General features: G+C 60.0%; 12 protein-coding genes. 8 read left to right on the plus strand and 4 right to left on the minus strand.

Going from position 1 to position 15455, the window contains the following annotated elements:
• Positions 1 to 48 precede the first annotated feature (48 nt).
• Positions 49 to 2283, plus strand: coding sequence for a glycoside hydrolase family 3 C-terminal domain-containing protein (locus NQ519_RS13155; RefSeq protein WP_019150695.1), 2235 nt, complete (start codon positions 49 to 51; stop codon positions 2281 to 2283).
• A 51-nt stretch (positions 2284 to 2334) separates the two neighbouring features.
• Here the strand turns inward: NQ519_RS13155 and NQ519_RS13160 are convergent, their stop codons facing one another.
• From NQ519_RS13160 to NQ519_RS13170, 3 genes are all read right to left on the minus strand, one after another.
• Positions 2335 to 2868 carry a GNAT family N-acetyltransferase gene (locus NQ519_RS13160; RefSeq protein ID WP_026076511.1) on the minus strand — a complete coding sequence of 178 codons (534 nt, stop codon included), beginning with the start codon at positions 2866 to 2868 and terminating at the stop codon, positions 2335 to 2337.
• A gap of 35 nt (positions 2869 to 2903) precedes the next feature.
• Complete coding sequence (cdaA, locus tag NQ519_RS13165) at positions 2904 to 3704, minus strand: diadenylate cyclase CdaA (RefSeq protein WP_019150693.1); 801 nt, start codon at positions 3702 to 3704, stop codon at positions 2904 to 2906.
• Between the two features lie 363 nt (positions 3705 to 4067).
• Entirely contained in the window at positions 4068 to 4655 is a 588-nt protein-coding gene (locus tag NQ519_RS13170; protein WP_019150692.1) for an OmpH/Skp family outer membrane protein, read from the minus strand.
• A gap of 99 nt (positions 4656 to 4754) precedes the next feature.
• On the opposite strand from NQ519_RS13170, the gene ruvA reads away from it, so the two are divergent.
• From ruvA to NQ519_RS13200, 6 genes are all read left to right on the plus strand, one after another.
• Complete coding sequence (ruvA, locus tag NQ519_RS13175) at positions 4755 to 5342, plus strand: Holliday junction branch migration protein RuvA (protein ID WP_019150691.1); 588 nt, start codon at positions 4755 to 4757, stop codon at positions 5340 to 5342.
• Positions 5343 to 5505: 163 nt separating this feature from the next.
• Positions 5506 to 6099, plus strand: a complete 594-nt coding sequence (locus NQ519_RS13180; protein ID WP_026076510.1) for a hypothetical protein — start codon at positions 5506 to 5508, stop codon at positions 6097 to 6099.
• Positions 6100 to 6131: 32 nt separating this feature from the next.
• Positions 6132 to 7727, plus strand: a complete 1596-nt coding sequence (locus NQ519_RS13185; protein ID WP_026076509.1) for a hypothetical protein — start codon at positions 6132 to 6134, stop codon at positions 7725 to 7727.
• A gap of 194 nt (positions 7728 to 7921) precedes the next feature.
• Positions 7922 to 8158, plus strand: coding sequence for a hypothetical protein (locus NQ519_RS13190; RefSeq protein ID WP_026076508.1), 237 nt, complete (start codon positions 7922 to 7924; stop codon positions 8156 to 8158).
• Between the two features lie 835 nt (positions 8159 to 8993).
• Positions 8994 to 10889 carry a molecular chaperone DnaK gene (gene dnaK, locus NQ519_RS13195; protein ID WP_026076507.1) on the plus strand — a complete coding sequence of 632 codons (1896 nt, stop codon included), beginning with the start codon at positions 8994 to 8996 and terminating at the stop codon, positions 10887 to 10889.
• Between the two features lie 124 nt (positions 10890 to 11013).
• Complete coding sequence (locus tag NQ519_RS13200; protein WP_026076506.1) at positions 11014 to 11334, plus strand: DMT family transporter; 321 nt, start codon at positions 11014 to 11016, stop codon at positions 11332 to 11334.
• Here the strand turns inward: NQ519_RS13200 and NQ519_RS13205 are convergent.
• Positions 11331 to 12209, minus strand: coding sequence for a DMT family transporter (locus NQ519_RS13205; protein ID WP_019150686.1), 879 nt, complete (start codon positions 12207 to 12209; stop codon positions 11331 to 11333). The two genes, NQ519_RS13200 and NQ519_RS13205, sit on opposite strands and share 4 nt — an antisense overlap.
• A 148-nt stretch (positions 12210 to 12357) precedes the next feature.
• Here NQ519_RS13205 and secDF point away from each other — a divergent pair, with 148 nt between their 5' ends.
• Positions 12358 to 15393, plus strand: coding sequence for a protein translocase subunit SecDF (gene secDF, locus NQ519_RS13210; RefSeq protein WP_019150685.1), 3036 nt, complete (start codon positions 12358 to 12360; stop codon positions 15391 to 15393).
• Positions 15394 to 15455 lie beyond the last annotated feature (62 nt).

Genomic DNA, 15455 nt, shown 5'->3' on the forward strand with positions numbered 1-15455 from the left:
CCTCGGACTGCGCACTCCGTGTGCAAACCGAACAAATTTTTTATTCCAATGCCAAACAATGTTCTGATAAAGACCCTTGCCGGGGTGTGCGCCCTTGCGGCGGTGGCCTGCGGCGGGGGACAGCAGCCCCGGAGCGATGTCGCCGTCTACCTCGACGAATCGCAGCCGATTGAAAAACGTGTCGAGGACGCCCTTTCGCGCATGACCCTCGAAGAGAAGGTCGCCATCCTCCACGCGCAGTCGAAATTCTCGTCGGCGGGAGTTCCGCGCCTGGGCATTCCCGAGGTGTGGTGCACCGACGGTCCTCACGGCATCCGCCCCGAGGTGCTGTGGGACGAGTGGGAGCAGGCCGGCTGGACGAACGACTCCTGCACGGCCTTCCCGGCCCTGACGTGTCTCGCCGCGACGTGGAATCCCGAAATGTCGGCCCTCTACGGCAAATCCATCGGCGAGGAGGCCCGCTACCGCGAGAAAGACATCCTGCTGGGTCCTGGCGTGAACATCTACCGCACGCCGCTCAACGGCCGCAATTTCGAGTATATGGGCGAGGACCCTTTCCTCTCCGCGCGGATGGTCGTTCCCTATGTCCGGGAGGTGCAGAAGAACGGCGTCGCCGCCTGCGTGAAGCACTTCGCGCTGAATAATCAGGAGGTGCACCGCCACGGCATCGACGTTGAGGTCGGCGACCGGGCGCTGTACGAGATTTACCTTCCGGCCTTCAAGGCGGCCGTCGAGGAGGGCGGCGCCTGGGCGATCATGGGTTCCTACAATAAATATAAGGGCCAGCATTGCTGCCACAACCAGTATCTGCTGAACGACATTCTCAAACGCGACTGGGCGTTCGACGGGGTGGTCGTCTCCGACTGGGGCGGCGTCCACGACACGAAGCAGGCCGCCGAGAACGGTCTCGACATGGAGTTCGGGTCGTGGACCGACGGTTTGAGCTGGGGCGCCAGCAACGCCTATGACAACTACTATCTGGCCGCTCCCTATCTCGACATGCTGCGCAAGGGCGAGGCTTCGACGGCCACGCTCGACGACAAGGCCCGCCGGGTGCTGCGGCTGATTTTCCGCACGGCGATGAATACGCAGAAACCGTTCGGGTCGCTCAATTCGCCCGAACATCTGGCCGCCGCACGCCGCATTGCGGGCGAGGGCATGGTGCTGCTGAAGAACGACGGCGGGGTGCTGCCGATCGACCTCGGGAAGACGAAGCGGATCGCCGTCGTGGGTGAGAATGCGATCAAGATGATGACCGTCGGCGGCGGCTCCTCGTCGCTCAAGGTGCGGCACGAATATACGCCGCTGGAGGGTATCCGCGCTGCCGCGGGCGACAAGGCCGAGGTGATTTACGAGCGCGGCTATGTCGGCGACGTGACGGGCTATTACAACGGCGTGAAGACGGGGCAGGACCTCTCGGAGAAGCGTTCCGAGGAGCAGCTCATCGCCGACGCCGTGGCTGCGGCACGCGAGGCCGACGCCGTGATTTTCGTCGGCGGACTCAACAAGAGCGACCATCAGGACTGCGAGGGTGCCGACCGTCTGCAATACGGTCTGCCCTATGCGCAGGACAAGGTGATCGAGGCGCTGGCCGGAGCCAATCCCAACCTGGCCGTCGTGATCGTTTCGGGCAACGCCGTGGCGATGCCGTGGATCGACCGCGTTCCGGCCGTTCTGGAGGCGTGGTTTTCGGGTTCGGAGGCCGGCAACGCGCTGGCCGACGTGGTGTTCGGGGCCGTGAACCCCTCGGGCAAGCTGCCCTTCACCTTCCCGGTGCGTCTGGAGGACAACAGCGCGCATGCGTTGGGTGAGTACCCCGGTACGGACAAGGTTGCCTACAACGAAGGGATTTTCGTGGGCTACCGCTGGCACGACAAGGAGCGGATAAAACCGCTGTTCGCCTTCGGCCACGGCCTGAGCTACACGACGTTCGACATTGCGAATGTGACGGCGGACCGCACGGCCCTTGCGGCGAACGGCCGCATCCGGGTTTCGGCCGACGTGACCAACACGGGTTCGCGTCCGGGCGCCGAGGTCGTGCAGCTGTATATCGGCGACGAGCAGTCGTCGCTGCCGCGTCCGGTGAAGGAGCTGAAAGGATTTCAGAAAGTTTCTCTGAATCCCGGCCAAACGCAGACGGTGACTTTCGAGATCACGCCCGATATGCTTCGATACTATGACGATGCGAAGGGCGCGTGGGTTGCCGAGCCGGGTGCGTTCACGGCCTGCGTGGGCGCCGCGTCGGACGATATTCGCGGCACGGTGGAGTTCGAATTGAAATGATTCCGCCGCCGGAAAAGAGAAGTCCGCGACCCTTCGGGGCCGCGGACTTTTTCATTGTTCGGTCCGGATGCGATAGAGGACGTGCCTCCGCAGGGGATGGCCTTCCGGCAGGGCAGGGTGGTCGAACTCCCCGGCGTACTCCATGCCGAGCCGTTTCATCACGTTCAGCGAACGCCGGTTTCCGACGTAGGTGAAAGAGATGAGTTCCGGGATGCCGAGTTTCGCGGCGTGCGCGATGCAGGCCCGGGCGGCTTCGGTGGCGTATCCCTGTCCCCAGGCGTCGCGGCGCAGGCGCCAGCCGATTTCGATCTGTCCCGCCAGCTCTCCGGAGCTGGTTACGCGGTGCAGTCCGACGTAACCCAGGAGTTCGTTGTCAGAAAGACGTTCTACGGCATACAACCCGAATCCGTCGGTCGAGAATTCGTCGCGGATGCGTTCCATCAGGGCTTGCGACTCCGCATCCGTCAACGGTGCGGGGTAAAACTCCATGACTCGCGCGTCGGCGTTCATGGCGGCGAATGCCGGTCGGTCTTCCTCCCGCCATGCGCGCAGTGCGAGACGGGCTGTTTGGGGCGGAAACAACATTTCAATATGATTTCAGCCGGATGTCCCGGGCTTTTTTACTCCGCCACCTCTTTTTTCGAGCGTTTGCGCGTGTTGATCGTCAGATAGCGTTGCAGGGTCTGCTGCAACCGCACGGGGTCGATGTCCAGGCGGATTTCGCCGCCCTGCGCGATCGAGATGTCGCCCGTCTCCTCGGAAACGACCACGATGATGGCGTCCGAGATCTCGCTCATGCCGATCGCCGCACGGTGGCGCGTGCCGAACGACTTGGGAACGTCGCTCTGCGTCACCGGGAGGATGCACTTGGCGGCCACGATCCGGTCGCCCTCGATCAGTACGGCGCCGTCGTGCAGGGGCGCGTTCTTGAAGAAGATGTTTTTCAGGAGCGATGTCGAGACCTTGGCGTCGAGGGCGATGCCGCCTTCGGCGATCAGCCGCAGGTCGCTCTGCTGGCCGATGACGATCAGCGCCCCGGTCTTGGTCTCCGACATTTCGCGGCAGGCCGTGACGATCGGCGCCACATTGGTCTGCACGGTGTCCTCACCGGTCGAGAAGATGCGCGAGATGAAGTTGAAATGTTTCTGGCGCATGCCGATCATTTGCAGGAAGCGCCGCAGTTCGGGCTGGAAGACGATGATCAGCGCGATGGCTCCCACCGAGATCAGTTGTCCGAGGATGGTCGATAACAACTCCATGTTCAATGCCCGCACGACCACCCACAGCAGGTAGACGGCGATGATTCCCGAGAGGATATACGGCGCATTGGTGCCCTTGGTCATGCGGTATATCCAGTACATGATGACGGCAACCAGGATGATGTCGATGAAATCGACGAATGTGAACGGAACGAATCCCATCGTTTGTCGGCGTTATTTGGTTTACAAAGGTACAAAAAAATCGGCCGGGGCCAAAACCGAACTGTGTATCCCGGTCCGGCAAAACCTTCCGACCCTAAAAAGTGCCGTTACGGCACCAAAGGTACAAAAAAGTCGTATAGGTCCAAACCCGAATTGCGATGCAGTCCGGCAAAACCTTCCGACTCTAAGAAGTGCCGTTACGGCGCCAAAGGTACAAAAAAGTCGGCCGGGGCCAAAACCGAACTGTATCCCGGTCCGGCAAAACCTTTCCGGCAAAAGTGTCGTTGCGACACCAAAGGTATAAAAAAACACCGACTTCCGCTCAGCGGGGAAGCCGGTATTTTATTTTCCGCGGGGCAGAGGCTATTTCTTCTCGGCCTTCTTGTCCGCCGCGTAGAGTTCGTTGACCTTCGCCAGCACGGCGGGGGTGATGTTGAGCGTCGTGTCGGCGTCGATCAGCGCCGTGGCGTTGATGATCAGTTTGTACTTCTTGCCGGCGTTGATCTCCAGCACGGCGCGCTGCAACAGGTCCTGGGCGCGGTTGGTGAACACGTAGTTCTCCTCGTCGAGCGTCTGGGCCTCCTTCTGGGCGTTGGCCTGGTAGGATTCGGCCCTCTTCTGGATGCTCTCCTGCTGGGACTGCGCGTCGCGCGAGGTGATGAGTCCCTTCTGGTACTTCTCCTGCAACTGCGCGGCTTCGGCCTGAAGTCCCTTTTCACGCTGCGCCCAGCTCTTCTGCGCCTTTTCGGTCTTCTCCTGGAGCGCTACGCCTTCGGTTTTGTAGAGGTCGCATTGCGCCAGCACGGCTTCGACCTGAACGTAAGCGATGTCGCTCGAAACAACCTGCTGTGCGACCGCTTCGGCCGCATCCCCGGTCTGCTCTGCGGTTTTCGTGCCGCAGGCCGCGAGGACGAGAGCCGCAGCCAGCGCCGGAAAGAGAGTTTTTTTCATGTCGTTTTGCTATTTGAAAAGTTAATTATTCTGCGTTTGAGTCACAAAGGTAAAAAAAAATCTTTACTTTTGCCCAACCTGCATTAAATTTTGACTTTCATGTACGAATACATCAAGGGAACCGTCGCCGAAGTCGCTCCGGCTTACGCCGTTATCGACGCCGGCGGGGTGGGCTACTACCTCCATATTTCGCTCGAAACCTATGCCGCCGTCGAGCACGCCTCCGAGGCCAGGCTTTACGTGCACTACGTCGTCCGCGAGGACGCCCAGCTGCTCTACGGGTTTTCGACGAAGATCGAGCGGGAATTGTTCCGGCTGCTGATCAGCGTTTCGGGCGTGGGCGGCAATACGGCCCGCATGATCCTCTCGACCTACTCGCCGCGCGAATTGCAGGGGATCATCACCTCGGGCAACGCCGTGCTGCTGAAGAACGTCAAGGGGCTGGGCCTCAAGACGGCGCAGAAGATCATCGTCGAGCTGAGCGGCAAACTCGCCGTGCTGGGGGCCGATACGGCCGATGCGCCCCTTGCCGCGGCCGACGGCGGCAGTTTCGACGAGGCCCTCGCCGCGCTGGTCATGCTGGGCTTCGCCCGCGCCGCCGCCGAAAAGGTCCTGCGCGCCGTGATGCGCGAACTGCCGCAGGCTCCGGTCGAGGAGCTGATCCGCGCGGCGCTTAAACGCCTGTGACGTGAAAAATGCTCCGTACGGGGATTGTTACGGACGGAAGCGACGGCCGGCATTCTCGGTTTTTCTTCTTTTTTTTGTCCGCCGGCATGCCGTGCGGACGTTTTTTTTCGTTTCTTGTTCGTAAATCGGATTGTTTTATGTAAATTTGCACGATTGTATGCCGATGAAACGACTTATCACCTTACTGAGCGTGGCCCTGCCCGTGCTGTTGAGCGGTTGCTCCGACGAGGAGGACATCCTCCCCGAGCAGCGCGAGAAGATCGTCTCGTACCTCGAAAGGACCCACACCCCGACACTCGTTTCCGAGGCCGAGGCCGACGAGGAGGGGCAGTTGCCGTTCTATACCACCGCGGGCAGCACGGTCTACCGGTATATCATCAATTACTACCGTCCCAACCGGGAGTCCTATCCGGCGGTGACGGCCGCGTCGAAGGTCACCATCACCTTCCGGGCCTATGTCTTCAGCTATTCGAACATTACGGATTCCACGTTCCCGTTCTATTCGAACGATCCGTTGTTGCAGGCGGCTTATGAGGACCTGGGGCTGACGCCCGGGGCGTGGTCGTTCGAACCGCTGACGCTCGATATGCGCGGTGACATACTAAAAGGACTCCGGCATGCGTTACTTGGTTGTCGCGCCGGGGACGAGGTAGAGGCGTACATGACCTACAACGAGGCTTTCGGCGACAAATATTTCACGACGATCCCGCGGGAAAGCCCGGTCGCGTGGTATTTCACGGTCGAATCCGTCGAATGAACGAACCCGAAAAAAGAACCGTTTAACGAAATATGAAATTGATCACCCGTTTTCTGTACCTCCCGGCAGCCTGCATCGCGCTGCTGTCCTCCTGTGCCGAAGATCAGACCGAGTCGTACGACAAGTTCGAGGATCAGGCCCTCGAAGCGTATATGACGCAGAAGCATCCCGAATTGCTGGAAAATTACCAGACCGAGGGCGGCTATTACGTCGATGTGCTTGAGGCTGGCAATCCCGATGCCAAACCGGTGAACGATACGATCTGCTGGGTGAAGTTCGATTTCTCGGGCCGCGACCTGAGCGGCAACATCGCCCTCACGCGCCGCGCTTCGGAAGCCTATCAGCTCGGGACCTTCACCAAATACACCCATTACGTGCCTTATTACCGCTACTGCGGCACCGCGAACTCCGGACTGATCGAGGGCACTTACCTGGCCATGCGCAATACGCTGCATCTCGGCGAGGAGTATGCCAGGAAAAAGGGGATCGACCGGGAGTACCTTTTGCGTGAGGGTGACATCGTGCGGCTCTATATGCCTTCGCGCGTCGTCGGTTCGGGCGGTCTGGGCGGCGACGGCGGTTACGAAGGGCAATATTCGCTCAACGCCAAGCGCCCCCTCATCATGGAGATGGAGATTTGCGGCATTGATAAAAACCCGCTGGAGGCCGAAGGTTCGCTGGTCGATGCTTTCGCCAAGTCCAACGGCGGGATGGTGATGTACACCAAGGACGGGGAGGACGGCACCGAAAAGCGCCCGACCGATCCCGATGACGAAAGGCATCCCTATAAGCCCGGTGTCGAGCGGTGGGTGAGCGCCTGCGACACCGTGGCGCAGCTCTACGTCAATGTCAAGTACGATCCGGCCGAGACGCTGGCAGGGGACAAGTTCACGTTCGATTTCGCCGATCCTGAAAATGATGTCGCAAACAAACCTTATAACGTCGGTTACGAGCCTTATAACGGTTCCGATCTGGAGAAAGAGATCTCCGAAGCGCTTGTGAAGCGTTTCCACGGCGAAGGCGACGACTACAAGGTCTACGAGGGCGTGGATAAGCTCGAATCGGATTCGGTCGGGCTCGACGGTACGGCCAAGATCTGGTATATCGGCCGTTTCCTCGACGGCTTCATCTTCGATACGAATATCGACGAGGTGAAGGAGATCATCTACGGGGCGGGCAATTATACCGAGGGTACGGTGAAGTCCTACAAGCCGGAAGATGGCGGCGATCTAACGGCGTGGTACTATACGGTGCCCAACCTGCGCTACGGCCAGTGGGCGGCTTTCGTCACCACCTCGACCAACGCCTACGGGACGAGCGGCAAGAGCGGAAGTTCGACCACCTCGTCGTCGGGCAACGGCTATTCGTCGAGCTATTACGATTACCTGAACTACCTGAACTATTCGCAGATGTATTACGGCAACAGCGGCCTTTACGGCGGTTATTACGGCGATTACTACGGATACGGCGGTCTGGGCTACGGAGGCTATTACGGCGGTTATTACGGGGGCTACGGCTACGATTACGGTTCGACGGGCACGACCACGACCACGACGACCGTGACGACGGAAATTCCCTCTTTCGCGCCGCTGATCTACCAGTTCTACATCGAGCCGGCGGAGGATTGATCCGCGTGTCGCACAACGGTTTCGGACTATGGAAAACCCTGCTTCGGCGGGGTTTTTCTTTTGCCCCGGCGCGACTTCCGTTCTTTTTCGCGCGCGTTTCATTTTAATTGCACTTTTTCGGGCAGAAATTTTGCAATTACGCAAAATTGTACTAACTTAGTTGTGCAGAACCATCAACCAAAAATTCAAGGGATATGATTATCACATTTAACGAGTTGCGACGTATCAAGGACAGGCTGCCCAGCGGCAGTTCGCAGCGCATTGCAGATGAATTGGGAATCGACGTGGAGACGGTCCGGAACTATTTCGGCGGCAAACACGAGTCGAAAGAGTGTGTCGGCGTGCACTTCGAGCCGGGGCCGGACGGGGGCGTCGTCACGTTGGACGATACGACGATTCTCGATGTCGCAATGCGTATCCTGAGCGAGTGATCGAGTTATAGCGATTCAGTCCGGCATCCGCCGGGGAAAGCCTGCGTTTTGCAGGCTTTTTTTTTCGATTCTCACGGGCACCTTTCGCCCTGCCTTGTCCGCCCCGAACGGGAAATACTTCTGTATGTCCCGTTCGGGACGAACTGCGTTATGACGAAATCTGCTCCGCGATAATCAAAAACACTCCGATCTCTTAGGCAGGTACGTCTTACGCGGGTAGGTGAGGTCATTCCGAGCGAACGAAGTGAGCGTGGGAATCCGATGGAAGCGTTGTGAGGTCGCGGCATTCAATCGGATTGCCACGGCACCTGCGCTGCCTCGCAATGACGGGGAGGGCGAGAATCGGATAGAGCGCGTCCCGGCAGACCGTCGCCCCTAAACTGGCGTCTTGCGTGGGTAGGAGAAGTCATTCCGAGCGAACGGAAGTGAGCGTGGGAATCCGATGGAAGCGTTGTGAGGTCGCGGCATTCAATCGGATTGCCACGGCACCTGCGCTGCCTCGCAATGACGGGGAGGGCGTAGAACCGGAAGAGAGCCTCCCGGCAGACCCTCGCCCCTAAACCAGCGTCTTGCGTGGGTAGGAGCGCAGAATTTGGATAGCGCGCGTCCCGGCAGACCCTCGCACCCTAAAGCCCGCTTCTTAAGCGGGGGTGACAAAATGCCCTGCAATAACGGGCCGAATGGCATTCTTTCTGCCATTCGGCTGACATTTTGGCAGGGATCGCCGATCGGCACGACCTTTGTTCGAATTCCGGGCGTAACCCGCGGCCGGAGCCGGAAAGCAGGCCCCGGGGTGCGAAAAACGAAAAAATGACAATTAAAACATATTACGATTATGGCAAAGATTATTGGTATTGACTTAGGAACCACGAACTCCTGCGTGGCAGTGATGGAGGGCAGCGAGCCCGTTGTAATTCCCAACTCCGAGGGACACCGCACGACCCCTTCCGTCGTGGCGTTCACGGCCGAGGGCGAGCGCAAGGTCGGCGACCCCGCCAAGCGTCAGGCTATCACCAACCCCAAGCGCACGGTCTTCTCGATCAAGCGTTTCATGGGCGAGGCTTACGACAAGGTCGCTGCCGACATCGCGCGCGCTCCCTATACGATCGTCAAGGGCGACAACAACACTCCGCGCGTGGACATCGACGGACGCCAGTACACGCCGCAGGAGATTTCGGCCATCATTCTGCAAAAGATGAAGAAGACGGCCGAGGATTATTTGGGCCAGGAGGTTTCGGAGGCCGTCATCACGGTTCCTGCCTATTTCTCCGACTCGCAGCGTCAGGCTACGAAGGAGGCGGGCGAGATCGCGGGTCTGAAGGTGCGCCGTATCATCAACGAGCCTACGGCCGCCGCGCTGGCCTACGGTCTGGACAAGAAGTCGAGCGACCTGAAGATCGCCGTATATGACTTGGGCGGCGGTACGTTCGATATTTCGATCCTCGAACTGGGCGACGGCGTATTCGAGGTGAAATCCACCAACGGCGATACGCACCTGGGCGGCGACGACTTCGACCACGTGCTGATCGACTACATGGCCGAGGCTTTCAAGGCCGAGCACCAGATCGACCTGCGTCAGGACCCGATGGCCTTGCAGCGTCTGAAGGAGGCCGCCGAGAAGGCGAAGATCGAGCTGTCGTCCTCGACCACGACGGAGATCAACCTGCCGTATATCATGCCCGTCAACGGCATTCCGCAGCACCTCGTGATGACGCTCACCCGCGCCAAGTTCGAGCAGCTGTGCGACCACCTGATCCGCAAGACCATCGAGCCTTGCAAACTGGCTCTGCGCGACGCGGGGCTGAATGCTTCCCAGATCGACGAGGTGATCCTCGTGGGCGGTTCGACGCGTATTCCCGCGATCCAGAAGATCGTCGAGGAGTTCTTCGGCAAGACCCCGAACCGTTCGGTGAACCCCGACGAGGTCGTGGCCATCGGCGCCGCCATCCAGGGCGGTGTGCTCACGGGCGAGGTGAAAGACGTGCTGCTGCTGGACGTTACGCCGCTGTCGCTGGGTATCGAGACCCTGGGCGGTGTGATGACGAAGCTCATCGACGCCAACACGACGATCCCGACCCGCAAGTCGGAGACCTTCTCGACGGCTGCCGACAACCAGCCTTCGGTGGAGATCAACGTCTGCCAGGGCGAACGTCCGCTGGCCCGCGACAACAAGTCGATCGGCCGCTTCCACCTCGACGGCATTCCCGCTGCGCCGCGCGGCGTTCCGCAGATCGAGGTAACGTTCGACATCGACGCCAACGGCATTCTGAACGTCTCGGCCAAGGACAAGGGCACGGGCAAGGAGCAGAAGATCCGCATCGAGGCTTCGTCGGGCCTTACCGAGCAGGAGATCCAGCGGATGCGCGACGAGGCTAAGGCCAACGAGGAGAAGGACAAGGCCGAGAAGGAGCGTATCGACAAGATCAACGCCGCCGACTCGAACATCTTCTCGACCGAGAAGCAGTTGAAGGAGTACGGCGACAAGCTGCCCGCCGACAAGAAGGCCGCCATCGAGACGGCGCTCGGCAAGCTGAAAGAGGCGCACAAGAACGCCGACGTGGCTGCCATCGACACCGCGATGGGCGAACTGAACGCCGCATGGCAGGCCGCTTCGCAGGACATCTACGCCGCACAGCAGCAGGCGCAGGGCGCACAGCCCGGAGCCGATGCCGGCCAGCAGGGCGGCGGCGACGGACAGCCCGAGGACGTGGAGTTCGAAGAGGTTAAGTAAAACCTCCGGGGAGAATCCCCGTCAAACATAACGCGAAGAGCGCGGTTCCGGAAACGGTGCCGCGCTCTTTTATTTTGCCCGGGAGGTAAATTTCGTTATCTTCGCCGACATAAATCCGTTTCCGATGGCTTGGTTGTATCTGATTCTGGCGGGGCTTTGCGAGGTGGGGTGGCCGCTGGGTTTCAAATTGGCGAACCTCAATCCGCGTTACCATCTCCTTTTTCTGGTTCTGGCTGTCGTTTCGATGGGCATGAGCGGCTGGTTGCTCTATATCGCCCAGAAGACGATCCCGATGGGCACGGCCTACATGATCTGGACGGGTATCGGGGGCGTGGGAACCGTGATCCTCGGCATCGTCTTTTTCCACGACGCCGTGACCTTCTGGCGGATGTTCTTTCTTTCGCTGGTTTTCATCGGCATCGTCGGCCTGAAGATGGTGCATTAGGCTCGCTCCGCCCGCCACATTCCGTAGAGGATCAGCGCCGCTCCGGCCAGCGCCGCAGGGGTGATGCGTTCGCCGATGCAGAGCGCGGCCGTGACGATCGTCACTAACGGATTGATGTAGATGTAGTTGGTCGTGCGCACGGTTCCCAGCCGGTGCATCACGGCGTTCCAGAGCAGGTAGCAGAGCATCGAGGCGACGACCCCGAGGAACAGCAGGTTGCCCCACACCGCAGGGCGTGCGAGCACCTCCCGTTCCACCGCGAAGGGGTGGAAGGCGAAGACCGGAAGAATGGTCAGCAATCCGTAGAAAAAGACTTTCCGGGTGATGAAGACCGCGGGGTAGCGGCCTCCGATGCGTTTGACGACCAGCGAGTAGACCATCCACAGCAGCGCCGCCGCGAGTGCCAGCATGTCGCCCCGCGGCGAGAGTTGCAGCACGAAATGCCCGTTGAGCACCACGAGGACCATGCCGGCGAAAGCCAGCGCCGACCCTGCGATCTGCCGCCGCGACATCCGTTCGCCGCGGTATGCGAGGCTCATCGCTACGGCCGTCCATACGGGCGCCGTGCAGACGATCAGCGAGACGTTCGAGGCCGGGGCGTACTCCAGGGCGATATTCTCGGTCAGGAAGTAGAGCGACCCTCCGCTCAGTCCGGCCGCCGCGAGCAGCAGTTCGTCGCGCAGATTCGCGGCCAGCAGCCTCCCGCGGGCGAAGGGCAGGATGCAGACGTAGGCCAGCGCGAAGCGCAGGACGAATATCTCCGCCGGGGTCAGCGAGTTGGCGATCAGCACCTTGGTCGATACGAACGTCGCGCCCCACACGGCGACGGCGAACAGCGCCGCGAGGTGGTATCGGTATTCCGGATATTTTGTCATGCGGCCCCAAAATTACTTATTTTTTGGCTTTTGACGCTAATTTCCACCCGCCGAATCCGCGTTATTTAATTCTTTTTTTCTATCTTTGCGTGCTATTATGCGTAATGACAAGAATTACAACAAATAATAACAACTATTTTTCATTCAAATGCAAAGTAAAGGTTTCATTAAACTCATCGCGGTCCTGCTGGGCCTCGCATGCGTTTACCAGCTCTCGTTCACGTTCAAAACGCGTGGCGTAGAGAAGAAGGCGGCTGCGTATGCCGCGCAGTTCCCCCTCGACCAGCAGGCCGAGGCCGAGCAGCATTACCTCGATTCGGTGCAGAACCTGTCGGTTTACAATCTGGGCTTCAGGAAGTTCACCTACAAGGAGTGCAAGGAGAAGGAGTTGAACCTGGGTCTCGACCTCAAAGGCGGTATGAACGTCATGCTGGAGGTGCAGGTCGAGGATGTCATCAAGGCGCTCGCCGGTGACAGCCAGAACGATCCCGCCTTCGTCCAGGCCATCGCCGAGGCGAACGAGGCCATGAAGCAGGGCACGTCGAACGACTATATCGCCGATTTCGTGAAAGCCTATTCGCGTCTGTCGAACGGCCGGGCCATCGCCGAGATCTTCGTAAGCCCCGACCGCAAGGACATCACGCTCGAAAGCTCGGACGCCGATGTCGAGAAGATCCTCAAGAAGGAGACCGAAGCCGCCATCAACGCATCGTTCAACGTGCTGCGCAGCCGTATCGACCACTTCGGCGTCACGCAGCCCAACATCATGCGCCTGCCTAACTCGCACCGCATTCTGGTCGAGCTTCCGGGTGTGAAGGAGCCCCAGCGCGTCCGCGACCTGTTGCAAGGCACCGCTTCGCTGGAATTCTGGACCACCTACGATGCCAACGAGGTGCTGCCGGCGCTGGTTGCAGCCGACAAGCTCATCAAAACCGAACTGGAGCAAGCTCCCGTCGCTGCGGAGCCCGAGACCGCTTCCGCCGAGGTTGAGGCCGCTGCCGGGACTGCCGCTGCCGAGACTGCCGGCGACCTGATCGCCGAGGTCGGCGCCGCCGATTCGACCGCCACGGCTCAGGTTGAAGGTGACGAGCTGCGCTACGACCGCGCGCAGAACCCGCTTTTTGCCGTTCTCAATCCCCGCTTTGCGGGCGGAGCCGCCATCGGCGCCGCCTACAAGGCCGACATGGCTGCTGTGAACGAGTACCTCGCTCAGCCGGCCGTGCGCGAGCTGTTCCCCGCCGACATCCTGTTCAAGTGGGGCGTCAAGGGCGACGACAAGATCGACGGCCGCTTCTACCTCTACGCCATCCGGGTTTCGACGCCCGACGGCAAGGCTCCGCTCGACGGTTCGGTCGTTACGGAGGCCACCGAGCAGTACGCCCAGCGCGGCGCCACGGCCGAGGTTTCGATGACCATGAACGCCGAAGGCACCCAGGAGTGGTCGCGCATGACGGGCGAGAACATCGGCAAATGCATCGCCATCGTCCTCGACGGTTATGTCTACTCGGCTCCCCGCGTCAACTCGAAGATCGACAAGGGCCAGTCGCAGATCACCGGCGATTTCACCATCCAGGAGGCCAAGGACCTCGCCAACGTGCTCAACTCGGGTAAGGTTCCGGCGCCCGCCAAGATTATTCAGGATACGGTCGTGGGTCCTTCACTGGGCCAGGAGTCGATCAACGCCGGTATGATGTCGTTCGTGATCGCCTTCATCCTCGTCCTGCTCTACATGGGCCTGTTCTACAAGACCGCAGGCTGGATGTCCGACATCGCGCTGCTGACCAACGTCTTCCTGCTGATGGGCGTGCTCGTGTCGTTCGGCGCCGTGCTGACCCTTCCGGGTATCGCGGGTATCGTGCTGACGATGGGTATGGCCGTCGATGCCAACGTCATCATCTACGAACGCATCAAGGAGGAGCTCCGCGGCGGCAAGGGCCTTTCGCTGGCCATCAAGGACGGCTTCTCGAAAGCCTATTCGGCCATCATCGACGGTAACCTGACGACGATCATCACGGGTATCGTGCTGTTCATCTTCGGCAACGGCCCCGTTCAGGGCTTCGCCACGACCCTTATCATCGGTATCATCACCTCGTTCTTCAGCGCCATCTTCATCACGCGCCTGCTGATCGAGTGGATCGTCGGCAAGTGGGGCCGCATCTCCTTCTCGCGCAAGTGGTCGGAGAACTTCCTCAATAACACGCGCGTCGATTTCATCGCCAAGCGCAAGGCGGCTTACATCATCTCCGCAGCCCTGATCGTGCTGTCGTGCGTTTCGTTCTTCGCCCGCGGTCTGAACCTCGGCGCCGAGTTCACCGGCGGCCGTGCTTATGTGATCCGTTTCGACCAGCCCGTTTCGGCCGAGGAGGTTCGCCAGAATGTCGAGCAGGCTTTCTCGCAGTTCGCCGATGCCGACGCTTCGTCGATCAGCTCCGAGGTGAAGCAGTACGGCAAGGAGAATCAGATGCGCATCGTGACGCAGTACCGTTACGACGATACGTCGGACGAGGCTACGGCCGAGGTCGAGAAGATCATCTACGACGCCCTGAAGCCGCTCTACTCCTACGACATCACCTTCGAGCAGTTCCGCAATACGCAGACCGACGCCAACGGTATCCTGACGGCCGACAAGATCGGCCCCTCGATCGCCAAGGACATGACCTGGAACGCCATCTATTCGGTGCTCTTCTCGCTCATCGCCATCGGTCTCTACATCACGTTCCGCTTCAAGCGCTGGCAGTGGGCTTCGGGCGCCACGGCAGCCCTGGCTTTCAACGCGCTGTTCATCATCGGTATCTTCTCGATGTTCTACGGACTGCTGCCCTTCAACCTCGAAGTCAACCAGGCGTTCATCGCTGCGATCCTGACGATCATCGGTTACGCCATCAACGATACCGTGGTGGTCTTCGACCGTATCCGCGAGTTCCTGGGACTCTATCCCAAGCGCAACCTCAAGGAGAATGTGAACAACGCCATCAACTCGACCCTGTCGCGTACGATCAACACCTCGGGCACGACGCTCGTGACGCTGCTGGCCATCTTCTTCTTCGGCGGCGAGACGATCCGCGGCTTCATCTTCGCGCTGATCATCGGCGTGGTCGTAGGTACGGCCGCCACGATCTTCCTCGCTACGCCGATCGCCTACGATCTGATGATCAAGCGTGCCAAGGCCGACGGAGAGAAGTAGGGTTACGTCGAATGTTTTACGTGAAATGGACTGCATCCCGGGCGGGTGCGGTCCATTTCGCA

Source organism: Alistipes senegalensis JC50 (assembly GCF_025145645.1).
Lineage (GTDB): Bacteria > Bacteroidota > Bacteroidia > Bacteroidales > Rikenellaceae > Alistipes > Alistipes senegalensis.

What these genes read in the sequence shown, in the direction of transcription:
- NQ519_RS13190 (WP_026076508.1), top strand. Translation starts at nt 7,922, where the DNA reads ATGATTATCACATTTAACGAGTTGCGACGTATCAAGGACAGGCTGCCC.
- secDF (WP_019150685.1), top strand. Translation starts at nt 12,358, where the DNA reads ATGCAAAGTAAAGGTTTCATTAAACTCATCGCGGTCCTGCTGGGCCTC.
- NQ519_RS13185 (WP_026076509.1), top strand. Translation starts at nt 6,132, where the DNA reads ATGAAATTGATCACCCGTTTTCTGTACCTCCCGGCAGCCTGCATCGCG.
- NQ519_RS13155 (WP_019150695.1), top strand. Translation starts at nt 49, where the DNA reads ATGCCAAACAATGTTCTGATAAAGACCCTTGCCGGGGTGTGCGCCCTT.
- NQ519_RS13180 (WP_026076510.1), top strand. Translation starts at nt 5,506, where the DNA reads ATGAAACGACTTATCACCTTACTGAGCGTGGCCCTGCCCGTGCTGTTG.
- NQ519_RS13170 (WP_019150692.1), bottom strand. Translation starts at nt 4,655, where the DNA reads ATGAAAAAAACTCTCTTTCCGGCGCTGGCTGCGGCTCTCGTCCTCGCG.
- ruvA (WP_019150691.1), top strand. Translation starts at nt 4,755, where the DNA reads ATGTACGAATACATCAAGGGAACCGTCGCCGAAGTCGCTCCGGCTTAC.
- NQ519_RS13160 (WP_026076511.1), bottom strand. Translation starts at nt 2,868, where the DNA reads ATGTTGTTTCCGCCCCAAACAGCCCGTCTCGCACTGCGCGCATGGCGG.
- NQ519_RS13200 (WP_026076506.1), top strand. Translation starts at nt 11,014, where the DNA reads ATGGCTTGGTTGTATCTGATTCTGGCGGGGCTTTGCGAGGTGGGGTGG.
- NQ519_RS13205 (WP_019150686.1), bottom strand. Translation starts at nt 12,209, where the DNA reads ATGACAAAATATCCGGAATACCGATACCACCTCGCGGCGCTGTTCGCC.
- dnaK (WP_026076507.1), top strand. Translation starts at nt 8,994, where the DNA reads ATGGCAAAGATTATTGGTATTGACTTAGGAACCACGAACTCCTGCGTG.
- cdaA (WP_019150693.1), bottom strand. Translation starts at nt 3,704, where the DNA reads ATGGGATTCGTTCCGTTCACATTCGTCGATTTCATCGACATCATCCTG.